Here is a 16,918-nt window from a genome sequence, read left to right as displayed (position 1 = left end):
CGTTCGCCCTTGGAAACCTCTATCATCCGAGTTGGCCCAGGATTCGACTCCGTGCCGTAGCCCTCGCAGGATGGGACATCACGATTCGGGAGCGATCGGAATGCCTCAATTGAAAGCAATGCTGGTCCGTGGCTGGCAACTGAACACAGCGATGGGGATGGGCTACATTCTATTTGGCGTAGACGCGGAAGGAGACGATGGCTCGACGGGCGTGAAGCCTCTGGAAAGCGCTCTCCTCCTGAAAGAACAGCATTGTCGTGATCTGGCCGAACAACTCGTGCAGTTGGCTGACAGGCTGAAGAGTGAAGTTGGGTCCGCATGATCATGCTACGCTTCCTGTATTCGACACTACAGATCCCAGCTCGCAGGATGGAACATCTCGAATCGCAGAGGCAATATCCTCGGCGGGGATATCAGCGATGGCGAAATCAATGCGTTCGGCTTTGCCGTCTAACAGAGGGGCGATAGGAAATGGCAGGATCTTCGGATGATTGGTGGCCCGCTGAGCAAACAGCCTCAGCCATGCTTGAGCTTTTTCAAGCGGCGTTGATCGATAATAGCGCGTTGCTACGGTTCCAAAGCACCCATCCCGACGATTTCGACGGAACAAAGGGGCCGCTGTATACCCAGTTTCTCCTGGATGGAGCCGATTGCCGAGCGCTAGGCACATATCTGCTAGCCGTAGCCGACACGCTCGAACGGCATGGGAGGCCCATGAACTAATCATGCCGCCCGCCCCCGACAAATCCAATGCGAGCTGGCAGCGTCCAGATCGGCCGACCGGATCATCCACCGATCGCCGGCCCCATCGGTCGCCTGCATATCGGTCGTCACCTTCACCCCATTGAGCGGGGCGGCCAGGATGAGCAGCATAACGTCGCCCTCCGAATAGCCTTCGGATTGGCGCATGGCATATGTGCAGGCGTCGCGCTGGACCTTGATCGGAATGTCAGCGCCACCAGCATAGCCTGTAATGTTGCCCTCATTGTCATAGATCGGGTCGGTGCCGTCGCGATGAAGGGCGCCATCGAGATAGACGCCCGAGAGCGCTGCGTTGAAGATCCTCGCGATGCCGCCATCCAACAAGCCCATCAGCACCTCCCATAGGGAAGCGGCCCGGCGAACCCGTTGAAGCCGCAGCCGCCGATGAGAGCGCCGGTTCCGGTTACGCGCGGGCCGGCAAGGCAGTCCTTGAGCATGGGGTAAAGCTGCTGGCCGTAACTGGTCGTGCCCCAATCTCCCATGTCCTCGGCGTTGCTGCTATCGAAGCGCTCCAGATCGAGCGTGCCAGACTTGATCCGCTTGAACCCGCTCGCGCCTTCCGCAGCCAGCTGGCTTTCGGTCCCGGTCCCAATACCGGCTTGCGTCAGGTAGTGCGCCGTTGCCCGCATGGTCGCGAGGTCCATACGCGCGCCAAGGCAGGATTCCAGAGGCTCGGTGATCAACACCGCCTGCGCAGACCAGAAGGTATAGGCCTCGTCCGTCACGGCGGCGAAGGCCGGGAAGATCGCAATGAACGTCGCCTTGTCGGGCGGGGTGTAGGCCATGGGTCAGTCCTTACGAAAAGGGCCGCCGCCCGGCGTGAGCAGCGGCCCCGTTTGCCCCCGGAGGATGCGGTTACTTCTTCGTGTCGGCCGGCTTCGTCAGGGCCTCGACCTGCTTGGTGAGGTCTTCCTTGTCCTTCGCCAGGCCGTCGCGCTCGGTCGTCAGGGCCTCGACCTGCTTGGTGAGGTCGGCGACCTGTGCGGTGAGGGCGCTCACCTCATCGTCGTTGCTGACCGGCTCTTCCGGTTCGCGGCCCAGATCAGGCAGCGGGCCAGCGATATCGTCCTTCTTGATGTCCGCCGACTGCCCCGGATCGAGCCAGACGATCGAACCATCCTTGAGGGTGATGCCGCGCGAACCGCGCGCATAGTTGGTGATCTTCGCCATGGTCAGATACCATCCTTGTAGGTCATTGCCTTGGGCAGGCGGACTTCGGTGCCACCGATATTCATGATGCCGCCGACCTCATAGGTCATGGACGACTTCTGGAACGCCGGCAGGAACTCATGGTCGCCGGGCAGGTGGAACTGCACGACTTCCTCGGAGCTATCGAACGCGACCATGCGATCGGTGCCCGAGGCGCCGGCGCCGGCCAGTTCGCGGATCGGCTTGAAGGTGATGTTGTCGCCGCCGTCGCGATTGCCACGGATGAAGTCGAGAATGGTGCCCGAACCATCGGTCATGCGGGTCTGCTCGATGTAGCGCAGCTTCTGGGTCGGCAGGGCCACGACGGTCGCGGTGTGCGTTTCCTTGGTCTGCGTCTCGACCAGATTGACGGCAGCCCAGATGTCGCGGCTGATCTGGTCCGGCGACTTGGTGGCCCAGGTCGTGGTCGAACCGGTGCCGTCCGCCGTCACGTTCGATGCGGGCACGTTCGGATCATTGGTGAAGCCGGTCCAGCCCTTTTCGGAGGTGGCGGCGCCGGGGGTGCGACCGGTCATGGCGACCGAGCGCTTGAAGAACTGCGCAGCCTTGCGCGCTGCGCCGGCCTTGTCAGTCGGGAGCGAGCGGCCCAGCTTGGCGGCGCGCTGCAGTTCCTGGGTCGACCATTCATAGCCGATGCCGGCCAGGTGGAAACCGCGGCTCTTCTGGTCCATCAGCGTCGAAGCATAGGGCATATCGAAGCCCTTGCCGCTCAGGAACTCGGCCTTGCCGACCTCGTCCATACTGTAGAACACGGTGCCGACATCCCACATGTCGCCATCGGTGTTGATGGGAATCAGGCCGTTGAGATCCGCGTTGGGATAGCGGCGCATATAGACCTGCGTCTCGATGCGGAACAGCTGCGGGGTCAGGAACGCACGGCCGATCTGGGCATCGACGTAGAACTGATCCGCCTTGTCACCGAAGGTGCGCGCGATTTCGGCATCATACGCCGCCCAACGATCGAAGGCGATCTGCTGCTGGGAGGCGTCGGCCGTGAGGAAGGAGGCGGCATCCTTGAACATGCCCCCGGTTGCGTCAGAGAAATTGATGAGCATGATGATGTCCCCCTTAACGGCGCGAGAGCTTGACGAGGTCGGCGTTGGCGCCGGTGATGTCGAACTGCCAGTCGGTCAGCGCAGTGTTCGAGCCAACGGTGTCGACAATGGCGGAGCCGGTGTCATAGGCCGGAGCGCCATCGGTGACGGCCTCACCAGCGACGACCCAGATCACGCCCAGCGGAAGGATCGCGACATTGTCATACTGCTGGTAGCGATCGACGGTCTGGCCGGTCAGCAGCCCGAGCGCTTCATGCGCGATCGTGATGCCGAGCAGAAAGGCGTTCGGGGTGCGGGTGCAGCCATGATCGCCTGCACCGCGATAGACCGGCACGCCGAACGGGATGCCGGCAGAGTCTTCGCAGGTGCGCGAGATACGATTGCTGGTTTCGCCGTTCGCGACCATGCCCGCATAGGCGGGCGCCAGCATGTCAGTGTAGGTGTCCTGATTGACAGCCATGGTTCAGCCCTCCTTAGCGGTTGCTCGCGGCGCGGGCGGCGTCGCGGATGTTGGCGATGTTGGTGACTGCGCCGGGAGCGGCGTTGTCGATGATGCCCTGGCGCAGCGGGTCGAACGAGTCGGCGGCCTTGAGGGTGGCGAAGGACACGGAGATATCCTTGTCGGTCCAATCCTTGGCCGCGTCACCGACATGCTTGGTGACGGCCGCCTTCATGATGGCCGTCTCGTCCATGCTGTCCGTGACCGTGATGCCGAGAGCTTTGGCCTTCTCGACCACCTGCGAGAACTGCTTGGCAGCGTCGCGCAACTGAGCGGGGGTCGGCTTGGCGTCGGTCAGTTCCTTGACCTGTTTTTCCAGCGTCGCCTTGTCAGTCGTCAGGGTGACGACCTGCGTTTCGAGGCCAGCAACCTTCGCTCCGGCCGCATCACGCGCGGCGATCAGGGTCTTGATCGTGGCCTCGGCCGTATCGGCGTTGGACACGTCGACGGTCAGCCCGTCGATCAACATGGTCTTCATGGCAGGGGCTCCGTAAGTGGACTGGTCCATCTTCATGGATTTGCCGGACGATCCGGACTCAAGCTCGGACAACGCGTTTTTCATTTGCGTCATCATGAGCATTTGGCTTTTTTCGCCATCGCTACCTGTCGTGGGAGCGGTGCCGTCCATATGCTTTTTATGCAGAGCGATGGCCTTCTTCAGCCACGCAATGGCCTCTGCGGCTCCGTCGGTGGTAAGGCTGTCGAAGATGGAACGAGGGGCGCTGTCGCAGCGAGCGGCATCGGTGATGGCGCAGGACGGGCCAGCGCGGCCCCGGTCCACGATTGCGACGTGATTGCCCTTGATGGCGATCTGCTTGGCCACGCATTTGACGCCGCCGGGGCCATCGAAATCGCCGAATTGCAGTTCCGCCGCGTAGCCGTTCGACAGTTCGCGCTTGCCTGCGTCCACCGCATCGATGGTGTCGGCATCCGTCAGCATCAGGTCGAAGGCGAGATAGCCGCCTTCCTCCCACTTCGCGCCCATCACCGTCCCGCGCGCGTGATCGCGCCAGTTCTTGGCGTTGACCGCTACGGTAGGGTGATTGTCGGTGATCGGCTTCCCGATGAAGCTGTGCGCAGACAGCGGATCGAAAACGGCAGCTGCGTCCCGCAGGACGTTGACCATGCCCGCGTCGCGAAGGCCGTGCTTGTTGTCGGGATCGATTTCGCTGCCCAGGTATGCGTATGTTCCAGTCCGAGCCGCCTTTGCCCGCACGGCCATGTAGCCGTCACTGGTGCGGCGGGGCGCGTCAAGGGTCAGGGCGTCGGAGAATAGCACCATGGGGCTTGTCTGCCGCATGGTCTTGGCTAGGCTCTACGGACGGGAGGGCGTGCTATCCGTTGGAGAATGGTCCGAAGATGACGCCTGCGCCGGGCGGATGCATGCCGGGCTTCAAAATCATGAACTGATATGTCGCCACGAACGTCCCATCATCGACCACAGGGTCGGAACGCCACACCCGATTGCCGACACCCTGCGCGATGGCTTTCCAGCACCAGCGATCAGTTTCCGCCTGCAAGCGTTCCTCGTGGTCCTTGGCTTGCTCGGCGGCGAGCGCGTTCCAGGCATCCATAGCTTCGGCTGGAATGTCGCACTTGAATTCCAGCTTCATATCCAGCGGCCTGATCCTAGCCGGCGGGTCAATTGGGCGGATCGGGACGAAATTGCCTAACCCATCCTCGATGCTCAGATTCATGCCGTAGATTTTCCTGGGTTCCGCCATCACCCTTCCTCCAGCATGGCGTCGATCATGGCTTGCCAGAGTGTAGCGGCACCTTTGTCCGGCTCGCCTTCATATTCGACGCTGACCTGGCCCACGTCTGACATACCGCTGCCAGAGCGAAACGAAACTTTCTGGGCGAAGGCTGCGGCCTGCATGGTGTGCGTCGGCTCCCGGATCGCGGCGATGACGGCGCGGGCGTGATCTTCGAACATATTCCAGTTCACGTCTCCATCCTCGCCAAGCCCGACCTCGTCGTCTTTATCGGGGTCGTAACCGAACGTGGCGCATATCGCCCGCGCGGCGCGTTCAAGCGGGGTCATGCGCGCACATCTTCATGATCATAATCTGCATCGATCACGCGCCTCAAAAATAGCTGGTCGCCATCAACTCGGTCGATGCTAAATTTTGCTTCAAGATGCCCATCTTGCACCTTGACAAGCTTCCCAATCGCCTCGTCAGGTGTCTCTGCTATAGCGTTTGGCCACCCCGTCACGCTGATAGACTGGACTTTCGGCAAATGGCGCCGCCCAATTGCGCGCATCATGCGGTGCTTCAAATCGGTGATCGGCGTGTATATGAATTCGTCAGCCATACCGCACTCCATTGCGTTGTGGTCAGGGTCGGCGGTGTTCCCGCACCGCTGGCCCGCAACCTACCATTTCTGCGGAGTCGTGGCTAGTCGATCTCATCCAGCAGCGCGATATAAGCCTGCTCGCGGCAGCCACACCAAGGCGCCATCCCTGCGCGATCATCGGCAGGGATGGCCTCGCCGCCGTCGACCGGATTGCCGCTGCGGCTGAAATAAACCTTGCCGTCGCGCGCCTTGTGCCATGATCGCGGGTGAACTTTCCCAGAATGGCGCCATTTGAACTGCGTCAGCCCGGCTTCTGCCTGCCGTTCACGGTCGAGCTGGGACGATAGCTTGCTCGACTGATCGGCCGCCACGCGCAAAGCCCGGTCGCGCCCCATGCCCGTCGCCTCGCGGATTTCCTTGGCCACCTCGCGCACCGGCGTGCGCTGCTCATATCCTCGGAACACGGCGTCAGCGATTCGGCCCTGTGCCTGATCGGACACGTTCGTTACCAACGCCACATTGCGCGCGAGCCAAGTCCCCAGCGTCTCCTCCACCGGCTGCGCGGACAGGATCAGGTCGAGATCGACGCCCACGCCGGCTTTGATCGCGGCAGACCATTTAGAGCGGTGGACGCGCTCCGCACGAATAGCCCACTGCCGCAGCCCTGGCGCTATCTTCGCGGTGAGGATCGTCAGGAACTCCTGCGCCACGCTGCTGATGGCGGCCTGCACCTGATCCACAGTGTCGATCGTCAGCGCGTCGGCGGTTGGCAAAGGCTGTGGGTCATAGCCGGCAAGGATGCGGTCGATGTTGTCGGCCCATATCTGCCAGGCTGGCGCGTAGATCGCGGCGAGGTCGGTCGCGGCGGCTTGGGTAGGGATGATGGGGCGCAGGGTGATGTCGCGGCGCTTGCCTGCTTGGCGAGCCATGCGGTGGAGGGAATAGGGCACCGTCAGGCAGTGATGTGCTTCACCGCCCACATCACGGCTTCCTCAATCTTCTCGGCGGCGATGTTCAGTTCGCGGTCGAAAGTGTGGACGGCGAAAGCGCTTTCCGTGCCATCATCATTGATGACAGGCTCAGGCTCTTTCCGAAGGCTCTCGATCAGGTTTAGGAACTCAGCCCCTTTGTCTTTGATCGCGACCATCTGCGCCTTCTCGACATCGCCCAATACGCGATATGTATGGCGGACGGCATTGTTGGCGGTGCGGTCGTCCGATGCGCTGTCTACACGGTCCATGGAATTTTTCTCCAGCTTTTCGAGGCGGCGGCGAATCGATTTCACTGTTCCGTCACCTTCGACTTCCAATCCAGATCGAGCGCCTCGAATATCTCAGGCCCGAACCGCAGCGCACCGTTGAACGGCTTGAGCGCATCGATGTCGACACTCTCGGGCGCGGTGTAGCTGATCGTCACATGCGGCGCATATTCCGGCCAGTCATGCGACCCGCCCGCTTCGATCATGTCCTTGTGGCGCCAGTCCAGATCGGGGCAGGCGAAGCGCAGAACGACGGCGTTTTCGCCCAGCTTCTCGATGACGCGCGGACCGCCGGGGCGAACGATGATCTGGCCCTTCTCGTCCTCCCGCCAATCGCGGCCCATCTTCATGGGGTCGACCGGGCTGCGGGAATAGAGGGCCGTCACATGCATGTCGCTGGCAGGCAGGGTGGTGGCAAACCCGTTGTCCTTGGCCCATGCGATCAGGTCGGCGGCGTTCAGCAGCTTGCGCTGGACATAGAGCGCGCGCGGCGTGGCGTCGGATAGCCATGCGTCGGCGGTAGCCACAGTGGAACGGCCACCGCCCGGCGCACGAGACGACTGACCACCTCCTTTCTCTCCGAGGGGCACGATCCCCAGTTCGGATTCGTCAACCCTCTCGGGAAGCTCCTCGCCGGAGGCCTCAGCTTCCTCGATCGCCTTCTTCAGCCCCGGCCAGCGCCCGCTTTCGATCAGGCGGTTCTGGACGGTCTTGGCCATCGCGGTTTCAGGGACCAGCGCGAGGCCCACGATCTTTTCGAGCGCTTGGGCTTCCTTGAGTTCAATCTCTGCTGCCTGCTGCTCGGTCAGCACCATGAGCGTCGAGAAGGTCCAAGGCAGATCGGCGGGCACGCCGGCGGAAGGGATCATGACCGCGTCGATCTGCTGCATGGGTGGGCGAAGCTGCATGTCCTGCTTGGCGCCAACGCCCTGGAAATAGTTGGCGAGGTCGCTTTCACCGGTGCTGTTCTGCCCATCCGGTGACTTCCCGAACAAGCGGGTCGCGGGGATATCGGCCGCGCCTGCCACGCGCGCGTCATAGGTGATGATGACATCGCGGACACCAGCCAGCGAAAGCTGACGCTGCACCCACTCGTCTTCCTTGTCGAGGATGACCGCGCGATGAACACTCTTGCCGGTGTTGGTCAGTTCCACGCGCTTCATCAGCTTCGCTTCGCCATCGGGCTGGCTGAGCTGTTCGACCGTGCCGTTGAACCGGAACACGTCGATCTTGGCTTCATCGATCAGCACGGAGAAGCCCGCGCAAGCGGTGGTCGCCTGCTGGACCGCCTCGTCGCAGGCCTCCACGACGGACATGCCCCAGAAATTATCCTCCCACGATGTCATGCGGATCGCGGGGATGGGCAGCCCCTTGAACACGGCGACACGCGAGGGGTGGATATCGACCTGGCGCCCGGTTCCTGACAGGCGAAAATAGCGGGGCTGGCCGAAGTTGTCGCTCTCCGGGTCCGTCTCCATTTCGCCGAGCGACAGTTGCCACCGCGAGAGGACGGACAGGTATCGGATCTGGCCGGGCCGGATCGATGTGGGCAGGGGCTTGGTCGGATCATCGCCAAGGCCGATAAGGATGGCGCCGCCACCGAGGCGTCCAAGGGTCAGCGCCTCATACAGCTTGGGCCAGTAACCGAGCCGCCTTTCCTCTTTCTCGATCGCGCTGATCTGGTCGTCCGTCGCGTCCCAATCGCGGCCGGCGCGGGTCATGTCCTGAGCCGGGATATCCACGATCTTGCGATGCAGCCAGGAGCCGAGATAGGCGCTCTCGATCTGCTCGGGGGTGGTGAACCGGCGCATCCAGAAGTTGTGCGCTGAGCGGTCGACCGTCGTTCCGCGCCCGGTCAAAACGTTGGCCAGGCCATCCCAGAGGCGCGTCACGGTTCCCATGTTTGCGACGGTGCGGGGAGGGGCCGCTTATCGCTACGGACGCTAAAGCACGTCGAAGGCGCTGCCCTTGCCGTTCAACATCAACTCGGTCAGCGCCCACACCAACGCATCGGCCCGGTCAGGTGACCCCTCGCCGACGAACCCCGACGCGGTGAAATTGCACATCTGGTCCTCAAGGTCAGGGTGATCCCCCACATGGCTGATCTTGCCCTGCTCGTAGAGCGCTGAGATCGGTTCAGCGCGCACAACCTTGCCTCGCGTCGCGTTCGCCTCCTTGTAAGGCACCGACTTGTCGGCCGTCTTCACCACGAACTCGACCATGGCGCCGCCAAAGTTGCGTTCGCCAACGACGCGATCAGCACCCCACCGACGATACATCTCGACCGAGCGCCGGCCCCAGCCATCAGGCGATAGCTGGCAGGTCGCATCCTGCAGCACATAGCCGCGCCCGTCGACACCCTTAGCAGCGACCACGATGCCGATGTCATCGCCGCCTCCGTCGCCCTTGGTGCCGCTAGGATCGACCGCGACCACGATGCGCTGCAGGTCGATCACTGCGCCTGCATAGCGCACCTGAGGCCTGCCATCGTCAGGGCTGCGTTCCAGCGTCGCCCGGTGGCCATCGATGCCGGGTATAGTCCCGCCCTCTGTCTGACGGTCCTCCAGCGCCCAAAGCGCGCCATTGACCTCGCTGGCCCATTCGCCAGCCTCGAACCGGAGCCGCTTGGCCGCAGACATGGACGCCAGCACCTCGAAATATTCGGCAGGCAGGTTATCGGCATTGTCCGAAGGGTTGACCTTCATTTCGACATAATCGGCGGGGTTGGGCAGCGCTTCCTTGGTGCCAGGCTTCACCTTGGCGCGGAACAACTGGAACGACCAGTGCAGCTTGCTCGGCGGGTTGCAGTCGAAATATGCCTTGAGCGGCAGATGGGTGCGGCCGGTCGCCGCCGCGATCTCTGGAGCCAGTTCGCACTTCTGCGCGAGGCGGGACATGGCGATTTCCACCGATCCCCAAGGTATCTGGCTACTCTCGTTGAAGTAGAGCGTGCAATATTCCGCGCCAAGGATCTTCTCGACCCGTTCCTTATCGTCCAGGCCGGCGATCCAAATTTGCGACCCGTTTGGCAGCTCGACATAGAAATCCGTCTTGTCGAACCGGACGCGCAGGGCAGGAAAGCACAGTTTCAGCACCTTGGGCAGCGTGTCGGCCCATATGCTGGTCTTGGCGTGGTTGAACCGGAATCGGAAGATCGCATGCCGGCTGCCCGGCGCGTTGATGGCGCGCTGGAGGATGGCGCGGACCAGCAGGAAGGTCTTGCCCGAGCGCGATCCGCCCCGAAGCATGATGTTGCGGGCCGATGAGGCGAGGAGGTCGCGCGCCTCTTCCTGCCTCGGGGTCAGTTTGGCAATCGGAGGGCCGCCGTTGTGGCCTATGCCAACAGGGCGTTCAGCAGTAATTTCGTCAGCAAATCCGGCTGCTGGACTCAAAGCGCAGCATCCTTAGGATCGATCACCAGCGTCATCGCCGCAGCGACCTCCAGCTTTTCCTTAAAGGCTTGCACGTCGACATGCTTGCCGATCAACTCGACCCGCTTGATCCGCTCGCTGATCTTGATCTTGGTAACGTGGCCCGCGCCTTCCCCGATCGTCTCGACTTCGATCCCCGCGACAAGCCCCTGGCGCCACACCAATGGCCAATCCTTTACCGGCTTCACCCGACCATGTTCATCATACAGGTCGGCAAGGTCGGCAAAGGCTTCGGCGGCGAGCCGGCTCAACACCCACGCTGCGTCGATGCCTGTTTCCTTCGACCGCTTGGCCTTGGCCTCTGAGACAGCATTACGGACGCTAACATTCGCTAACAGCCGCGCACCTTGCTCGTTTGCCGTCTTCGCGCTGTAGCCTGCCCGAATGGCCGCCTGAGTGGCATTCAGGTCGATCAGATATTCGTCAACGAAGCGCTGTTGCTTCGGAGTCATCCCTTCCGCCTCCCAGCCATATACTCCCGCCGCAGCCGCTTAAGCTCGCGCTCCCCGCCGGCCATGGCTATCCACTTGCGCACCAGATCATTGCGGGCACCATAGACCCGCTCGATGCGCCGCCATCCGCCTTCCACGAACTGCTGCGCGAACTCGGGCGGGAGCGGGGGCACCAGCCTGGACGATGGGCGACGATGCGCGCCCCGTGTGCCGTGATTAAGCATCGATGACCCCCATATTGCTTGCCGCGATCAGTTCGGCGAAATCCTCACGCACCGAGGGACTGGCCCGGTTCCAGGCATGCTGCAGTTGCATCCGGCAAAAATCGTCATAATCGTCGGGCGAAAGAAGATGAGCCAGGCCGCTCGCCACCTTTGTGGTGATCACTTCCTTGCGCAGGTCCACATCAGTCCACTTGTTGGCAGCGGCCTCATTCAGGAGTTCAAATCCACGTTCTTTCGGGAGGTCAGCCACATGAGCGTGATGCTCCACGCTAAGCTTTGGGTGTCTGGTTCCGGGGGGGAATGCGTCTGCGGCCTTGTCGATTATTTCGAGCCTGCGCGGATCAATCCCAAGTTCATGGCCAAGGAAATTGAAACCAAGCTGCTTGGTGTACCCAAGGACTTTCCCTTGGCGCGCCCAGTCAGCAAACGCCCACCCCACGCGGCGGCCTTCGTCGGCAATCGCTCGGCCGATGTCCAGCCATTGTTCCAGCGTGGGAGCCGGAACCGGCGCCGCCTCAATCACAGCAACAGCGTTCATACCCGATCCTCCCTCAAATCAACCCCACACCCGGTAAGCACGCGCTCCATGCGCTCGACGCGGTGCTGCGTTGGCGAGCGGGCGTATCGGCTGCCGGGGGCTTCCCAGCGTTTCGTGGTCAGCACTGACACCCCCATGGCCCTTGCCCATTCGTTTCGGGTCATGCCGGATGCCTGGCGGGCGGCTCGGGGGTTCATGGGCGGTCCTCCGATTTAAGCCCCGTGGAGCGCTTTTGTTGGTCTTTGGCTACCCAACTACCATGTGCGGCTGTTTTGGCGCTGTGTGTGGCGCGTTCTGCCAAATTCGGCCCATTCCCCATCACTTCCTCCCCTCAACCTTGGCGATCTCATCCCGAACGAGGGAGCCGCGATCCCAGGAACCTTCGAGCACAGCCCTTTGCTGATATGGCTGATGGAGGCGGGCCGCGACGTTCTCGCGGGCTTGCTGGAGGGTGGTGGGGGTCATCGATCCCACCTCCCCATGCCCATCTTGTCCCCACAGCCCCAGCAAGGCCGGGGTCGGTTCTGCCCGGTGTCGCGCTCGCGGGCGCCGCAGAGGCAGGCGATTTCTTTGATGCGCTGCTGGTCCATCACAGCCCCACATTCTCGCAGCGGCGTTCGCGGATCACGAAAGCGCCATCGTCAAACCGGCGCAGATATCCGCGCTCCTCGGCAATCTTCCGCCAGACCTCAGGCGCTCGATCGACATCGCGAGCGGTAGCGGTGCCGTCGTGCAGCTTGCCCATGAAACGATCCATGTCGGTGCGATAAGTCGGGTCCAGCTCCAGGTTCACGCCGGTGGAATTGGCGACCCAGCGAACACCGCGCCGGGCTTCTGGGTCAGCGTTCATCCGGTCATTCCGGCGGCGCGCGACATCCACCCAATCGGTCGTAACCTCGCGCTGCTGCGGATGAGCCTTGGCGAGATAGCTCTTTGCCAACTGCACCAGGTCGAAGGCTTTCGGCATGAATGGCGACTTGATCGACCAGTCACCGATAGCCCGTTCCAGTAGATCAACGGGGAGGTCGTGCAGGTCGGTTGCAAGCATCGCGAGCTGGCCGGCGTGGGCCTCAAGATCGGTCTGTGAGGTAGGACGGTAGCGCAGCCCAAGCTTGGCTATCGCTTCCTTCGTCTTCGCCGAAACCTGCCTCCTGCTCGGCGCGGGCTTGTCGGAGGAGGTCAACGGCCGGGTCTGGCCTTGGCCCACGTACGCCGTGAGCGGCTTGTTGAACAGCGGGTTGCCGTGTGCGTGTTCCATGTCGATCGTCCTTGTCGGGATTGTGTATGCTGCCCCAGCCCTTCGCGGTGGCGTGTTCGAGCAGCCGACCCGGCGGCCAGTTCTCATCCTGCTGGTCAGCAATGGCGCGCAGGAAATCCCGGTAGGCGGTCGCCGTGTTTTTCATGCGCTTGGATTTTCGGTTCGCCAGGAAGTCTGACCAGACCTGTGGATCGGCAAAGACGGGCCGGGGGAACGGATCGGGTTTGCGCGCCTGCGCGATGTTCACAACTGAGGAAGATTTATCTTCCGAAGTATATTCTTCAGTTCTTTGTTCTGTGTCTTGCGCCTGTCTTGCGCCTGTCTCGTCTGGTGTCTCATTCACCGTCTCGGACGTGTCTCGTTCACCCTGAAATGTATCGTAATTACAGATTGTTACGACGCTAACGCCTGCATCAACCACTGTCTCAATCATCGTCTCGGATTTCAGGCGCTTCCAGAGGCGTTCAACCCATGCCTTATCCCGGTCCATGGCCGCGCCCATGTCGCGAACGGACATAGCAAGCTGTCCACGCTTGAGCGTTATGACGCGATCCTTGTAGCGGACGCGCGTCCCCTTCCATGATGCACGGATAACCATCCAGGCGAACGCCATGGCCTCCGCGTCATTGCGAAACGCTGGGTGCCCAAGGAGGCTTCTGTACATCTTCACGAACCCAGCGTCGGAGGTCATAGCGCCAAAACCTCCACCTCAACCCGCCCCGGTGCCTCGGGCGCGGCGAACTCATAGGCCGGCACGAACCGGCTATCGTTTACGCCCAGCGCATCAGCGATGCCGTCGAAATAGGGCTTCATCCGGTTGGGATAGTTCACCCGGTCACCGCGCCGGTTGGCGGGCACGAACCGGACGCGCACGGTGATATCTCCCGTGGCCGGCATGGCAGCGCGAACGGCAAGCGCGGCATTGCGCGCCCACTCTCGGTGCTTCTTGGTGTCCGCAATCTTCTTCCACTGGCCGTTGCCTTTGGCATGGCCAGCGAGAGAGGATGCGGGGAAGGGCAGGTCGAATTTCATATCGCGTCCACTGGTTTCATCCTCGCCCCGGATTGCTCCGGGGTCCGGTGACGCCAGTGATTACTCAGGCGCGCCCACCAGAAGCGGCAGGCCGGTTTCGTCCTTCACGCGCGTGCATGCCTTGTCGAAGGCGTCGTCAAAGACGAGATCAGTGCGCCAGAGGTCGTACCAGAACACGATGCCTTCGCCCGTCTTGCGATAGCGGAGGCGAGCCGCGATCCGATAATATCCGTCGTGCGCGAACACCGGGATGCAGATGATGAACAGGCCTGGCACATCGACCGGCGCGCCATTGGCGTCGGTATGCTCGCTTTCGAAACGGATTTGGCCTTCGCCGCTCGACAGCTTGTTGGCCTGCTTGATCACGCTGGTTTCGTGAATCTGGAGGCCGTTGGACAATTCCATCAGCTTGGAAGCGCTGGCGATGTTCGAGATGCGAGCGGCGCCGATATATTCCCGGATACCGGAAGAAAGGTCATCGATATCCTCGACCGTTTCGATGTCGGTAATCCGCTCTTCGATGAACTCGGCAAATTCGATCATCGGCATCTTCTTGCCATCGGCGGCGATCCACGCCTTCCATTCATCAGACAAGGGGAAGGCGAAAACCGAACGGTGCTGGCCAAAACGGGGCGAGCCTTCCGCACCCTTCGAATGATAGTCCAGCACTGCGGTCAGGCGGGGAGCCTTGCGATCGTCGTGAGCGAACAGAACGCTGTCTTCATCCTTGAAGCGGTTGACGTGATCGATCAGGCTTTCCAGGCGGGTTAGGATAGACGTTCCCTTCCGCCGTTCCGGCGCGTTGCGATATTCGTCAAACACCGCCTTGGGGATGGCGCTCAGTCCATTGCGGGAAAGAACGGCGTCGACCTTGAGGCCAGACGACGGCTCCATGATGCTGATCACGATGGGCTTCTGATATTCTTCCGACGCCTTGAGGGACTCGGTGATCAATTCGCCGACGCGGGTGGTGTGGATTGCTGCTTCAGTGGTGGTCATGGACTTGGCTCCTGATTAGTTGCGGACTTCGCGACGGGGCGTCACGTCGCGGACGGTGCCGAAAAGGTTTCCCTGGCGCGGCTTGTTCGGGGTGAACTTGTTGTCTTCGGTGACCCACCCGACCGACTGCTTTCGCTTCTCGTCGGGGCGTTTGATCGTGTGTTTGGCGGCGAAGACGTAGAAGCCGGCTGGATCGCGGGCGATATCGACCGTGATGGTCAGCTTCGCCTTCAGTTTGCCTTGCCCGGTGTCCTGCGCGAGTTGCTCCAGTTCGGCAGCAAGCTCATTCAGATCGAACGCGACATCCGCATCGAACTGACCATCCTCCTGCATGCGGATGAAGTCAGCCAGACTATGCGCGGCGGGATAGCGTTGCCCGCCATCGGCGGCGCGCTCCACAATCTCACCTGTTTCCTGATCGATAGTTTCCATCTATATTCTCCATCGGCGTAGTTCGGGCCGTGTCTCGCTTTCCTCGGGGCGCGGCCCATCCCGCCCCGGCGAATTGTCAGCCGCTCGGGCGAACTCCTGTTTCAATGATGGTGCGGATACGGGCCTGACGTTCGGCCGGAAGCTGGGCGCGGCGCTTGGCAGCCCATGGGGCGTTGGCGGCGCGGGTGGCGGCGACCAGAGCGTCCAGCGACAGGGCCGGGCGACGGCGCGCGAAGATGCGGCGCCAGTTCATGCCGCCCTCCGATGCACACCGCGCAACAGCAGCGCCTTGACCGACCAGCAGTGGCGGCAAAGTCCCGTCTTGGGCGCCCGACGGCGGATGGGGAATGCCTTGCCGCATTGCTCGCAGCAGGGCGCGGCTTCCTGGGGGCCGGTCATGCTGCCTCGCCCCGCTCGGCCCGGTCCAGCAACCAGTTGAGCGATTTGATGGCCTCGCGCAGAACCGGCTTCATTTCGGCCAGTTCGCCATGGGTCATGACTGCGCCGCCGGGGCTGGCGGGCGCGCGGGCCTGTGCGATGCTGTGAACCGAAGCCGTCAGCGCGGGTAGGGCGTCGGTGTCGCAGATCGCGCCGACCGGGACGCCGCGGGTGCCAGACAGCTCGCGGATAGGATCGATCGTGCCGGGGCCGAACTCGAAGTCGATGTTGAGCAGCGTGACCGGGTTGAGGTTGGTCCGCATGTTCTCGACATTGCTGATCGTCTCGTCCGAGCAGCCCAGGCGGTCGCCCAGTTCCTCGTTCGTCAGGCCATGTTCCAGTTTGAGGCGCCGGATCACGTCGGCGCAGCGCTGGCGGTAAGCATTTTGGGTGGGGCGGGCGAGCCGACCGGACACACTTGGGCTAGTCTGCTGCATTGCGGTATCCATGATCGAGAGTGGAAACATTGGCGCCGAGAACCGGAGAGAGGAAACGACCCTCGGCGCCGTCTTCGGATGCGACCCGAAGAACTGGAAAGAACTGCGCCCCGAAGCCGAAGCTATGGCCGCCGACACGAACCGCGCAGGGGGCGTGGATCGGCGTGGGGGACAGGCGATCGATGAGGCTGCTCACGAAGCCCTCCGTGCTATGGTCAGCGCGAAGGGAGATTCGGGATGGACTACGCCACCAAGCTTGCGCTGCGAGCCATCGTTTCCGGGCTGCATCACGCGGGCACCATCGATCAGCGGCATATCAGCAAAATCGTGGAAGCCTTGGTGGATGCCGACGAGAAGGCTGGTCGAGATCATCAGACCACGGCGCGCGTATCGCTTCGACAACTGTGCATGGATATCGCCCGCGACGGACAGGTTGATTGCCCGATCACGCATGCCGATCCTCCGATTGATTGGAAGTTTTGAAGCGATCGGCGTGGAGCGCAGCAGCGTAGGCAATAGCTGCGTCACCCGTCAGGCCACTGCGCCGCAGAAGATCCTTGTCAATTTCCTCGCGCATGATCGCGCGCAGGCGTTTG

The 16,918-nt window shown here is 62.2% G+C and carries 26 protein-coding genes; 2 read left to right on the top strand and 24 right to left on the bottom strand.

The genetic code is table 11. The features are described 5' to 3' along the window. Positions 1-70 precede the first annotated feature (70 nt). Positions 71-322, top strand: coding sequence for a hypothetical protein (locus GGQ90_RS08725; RefSeq protein WP_223178165.1), 252 nt, complete (start codon positions 71-73; stop codon positions 320-322). Here the strand turns inward: GGQ90_RS08725 and GGQ90_RS28980 are convergent, their stop codons facing one another. The 24 genes from GGQ90_RS28980 to GGQ90_RS08605 all read right to left on the bottom strand — a co-directional run bounded on the left by GGQ90_RS28980 (position 323) and on the right by GGQ90_RS08605 (position 16,518). Continuing rightward, entirely contained in the window at positions 323-610 is a 288-nt protein-coding gene (locus GGQ90_RS28980) for a hypothetical protein (RefSeq protein WP_223178164.1), read from the bottom strand. Between the two features lie 113 nt (positions 611-723). Next, positions 724-1,092, bottom strand: coding sequence for a hypothetical protein (locus GGQ90_RS08720; protein WP_188081774.1), 369 nt, complete (start codon positions 1,090-1,092; stop codon positions 724-726). Further along, a complete protein-coding gene (locus GGQ90_RS08715; protein WP_188081773.1) occupies positions 1,092-1,547 on the bottom strand; it encodes a DUF4054 domain-containing protein in 456 nt (151 codons plus the stop codon). The genes GGQ90_RS08720 and GGQ90_RS08715 overlap by 1 nt, the downstream gene beginning before the upstream one ends. A 70-nt stretch (positions 1,548-1,617) precedes the next feature. Then, positions 1,618-1,932 carry a hypothetical protein gene (locus tag GGQ90_RS08710; RefSeq protein ID WP_069338336.1) on the bottom strand — a complete coding sequence of 105 codons (315 nt, stop codon included), beginning with the start codon at positions 1,930-1,932 and terminating at the stop codon, positions 1,618-1,620. Between the two features lie 2 nt (positions 1,933-1,934). Continuing rightward, entirely contained in the window at positions 1,935-3,026 is a 1,092-nt protein-coding gene (locus GGQ90_RS08705) for a DUF2184 domain-containing protein (protein WP_246428179.1), read from the bottom strand. 13 nt (positions 3,027-3,039) lie between these two features. Then, on the bottom strand, positions 3,040-3,486 hold the full coding sequence (locus tag GGQ90_RS08700) for a structural cement protein Gp24 (protein WP_188081772.1): 447 nt from the start codon (positions 3,484-3,486) through the stop codon (positions 3,040-3,042). Between the two features lie 13 nt (positions 3,487-3,499). Then, complete coding sequence (locus tag GGQ90_RS08695; protein ID WP_223178163.1) at positions 3,500-4,807, bottom strand: DUF2213 domain-containing protein; 1,308 nt, start codon at positions 4,805-4,807, stop codon at positions 3,500-3,502. 52 nt (positions 4,808-4,859) lie between these two features. Then, entirely contained in the window at positions 4,860-5,222 is a 363-nt protein-coding gene (locus GGQ90_RS08690; RefSeq protein WP_188081771.1) for a hypothetical protein, read from the bottom strand. Between the two features lie 26 nt (positions 5,223-5,248). Beyond that, positions 5,249-5,569, bottom strand: a complete 321-nt coding sequence (locus tag GGQ90_RS08685) for a hypothetical protein (protein WP_188081770.1) — start codon at positions 5,567-5,569, stop codon at positions 5,249-5,251. After that, positions 5,566-5,841: a hypothetical protein gene (locus GGQ90_RS08680; protein ID WP_188081769.1), complete on the bottom strand. Its 276-nt coding sequence runs from the start codon at positions 5,839-5,841 to the stop codon at positions 5,566-5,568. Before GGQ90_RS08680 ends, GGQ90_RS08685 begins: the two co-directional genes overlap by 4 nt. 83 nt (positions 5,842-5,924) lie before the next feature. Continuing rightward, positions 5,925-6,752 (bottom strand): hypothetical protein, encoded by an 828-nt coding sequence (locus GGQ90_RS08675; protein WP_223178162.1) that lies wholly within the window; start codon positions 6,750-6,752, stop codon positions 5,925-5,927. A gap of 23 nt (positions 6,753-6,775) precedes the next feature. Continuing rightward, positions 6,776-7,108: an Acb2/Tad1 domain-containing protein gene (locus GGQ90_RS08670; RefSeq protein WP_343053629.1), complete on the bottom strand. Its 333-nt coding sequence runs from the start codon at positions 7,106-7,108 to the stop codon at positions 6,776-6,778. Continuing rightward, positions 7,105-8,982, bottom strand: a complete 1,878-nt coding sequence (locus tag GGQ90_RS08665; protein ID WP_223178161.1) for a phage portal protein — start codon at positions 8,980-8,982, stop codon at positions 7,105-7,107. Before GGQ90_RS08665 ends, GGQ90_RS08670 begins: the two co-directional genes overlap by 4 nt. 42 nt (positions 8,983-9,024) lie before the next feature. Then, positions 9,025-10,329, bottom strand: coding sequence for a phage terminase large subunit (locus GGQ90_RS08660; protein WP_246428178.1), 1,305 nt, complete (start codon positions 10,327-10,329; stop codon positions 9,025-9,027). Positions 10,330-10,469: 140 nt separating this feature from the next. Then, positions 10,470-10,964 (bottom strand): terminase small subunit, encoded by a 495-nt coding sequence (locus GGQ90_RS08655; RefSeq protein WP_188081766.1) that lies wholly within the window; start codon positions 10,962-10,964, stop codon positions 10,470-10,472. 216 nt (positions 10,965-11,180) lie between these two features. Then, positions 11,181-11,726 (bottom strand): hypothetical protein, encoded by a 546-nt coding sequence (locus tag GGQ90_RS08650; protein WP_188081765.1) that lies wholly within the window; start codon positions 11,724-11,726, stop codon positions 11,181-11,183. 589 nt (positions 11,727-12,315) lie between these two features. Then, the gene (locus GGQ90_RS08640; RefSeq protein ID WP_188081763.1) at positions 12,316-12,774 is read right to left on the bottom strand and encodes a hypothetical protein; all 459 of its coding nucleotides are present in this window, start codon (positions 12,772-12,774) and stop codon (positions 12,316-12,318) included. Positions 12,775-12,796: 22 nt separating this feature from the next. Then, complete coding sequence (locus tag GGQ90_RS08635) at positions 12,797-13,597, bottom strand: hypothetical protein (RefSeq protein ID WP_223178160.1); 801 nt, start codon at positions 13,595-13,597, stop codon at positions 12,797-12,799. Positions 13,598-13,671: 74 nt separating this feature from the next. Then, the gene (locus tag GGQ90_RS08630) at positions 13,672-14,016 is read right to left on the bottom strand and encodes a hypothetical protein (protein WP_188081761.1); all 345 of its coding nucleotides are present in this window, start codon (positions 14,014-14,016) and stop codon (positions 13,672-13,674) included. A gap of 60 nt (positions 14,017-14,076) precedes the next feature. Then, entirely contained in the window at positions 14,077-15,015 is a 939-nt protein-coding gene (locus GGQ90_RS08625) for a DUF2303 family protein (RefSeq protein WP_188081760.1), read from the bottom strand. Positions 15,016-15,030: 15 nt separating this feature from the next. Further along, positions 15,031-15,447, bottom strand: coding sequence for a hypothetical protein (locus tag GGQ90_RS08620; protein WP_188081759.1), 417 nt, complete (start codon positions 15,445-15,447; stop codon positions 15,031-15,033). Between the two features lie 76 nt (positions 15,448-15,523). Continuing rightward, on the bottom strand, positions 15,524-15,700 hold the full coding sequence (locus GGQ90_RS08615) for a hypothetical protein (protein ID WP_188081758.1): 177 nt from the start codon (positions 15,698-15,700) through the stop codon (positions 15,524-15,526). Between the two features lie 142 nt (positions 15,701-15,842). Further along, positions 15,843-16,322 (bottom strand): helix-turn-helix transcriptional regulator, encoded by a 480-nt coding sequence (locus GGQ90_RS08610; protein ID WP_188081757.1) that lies wholly within the window; start codon positions 16,320-16,322, stop codon positions 15,843-15,845. Beyond that, on the bottom strand, positions 16,309-16,518 hold the full coding sequence (locus GGQ90_RS08605) for a hypothetical protein (RefSeq protein ID WP_188081756.1): 210 nt from the start codon (positions 16,516-16,518) through the stop codon (positions 16,309-16,311). The genes GGQ90_RS08610 and GGQ90_RS08605 overlap by 14 nt, the downstream gene beginning before the upstream one ends. A 41-nt stretch (positions 16,519-16,559) precedes the next feature. Here GGQ90_RS08605 and GGQ90_RS08600 point away from each other — a divergent pair, with 41 nt between their 5' ends. Next, positions 16,560-16,805 carry a hypothetical protein gene (locus GGQ90_RS08600; RefSeq protein WP_188081755.1) on the top strand — a complete coding sequence of 82 codons (246 nt, stop codon included), beginning with the start codon at positions 16,560-16,562 and terminating at the stop codon, positions 16,803-16,805. Positions 16,806-16,918 lie beyond the last annotated feature (113 nt).

This window comes from Sphingobium scionense (assembly GCF_014197035.1).
GTDB lineage: Bacteria > Pseudomonadota > Alphaproteobacteria > Sphingomonadales > Sphingomonadaceae > Sphingobium > Sphingobium scionense.
Note: the sequence above shows the minus strand (reverse complement) of the source record. Positions and strands in the feature narration are given on the sequence as shown.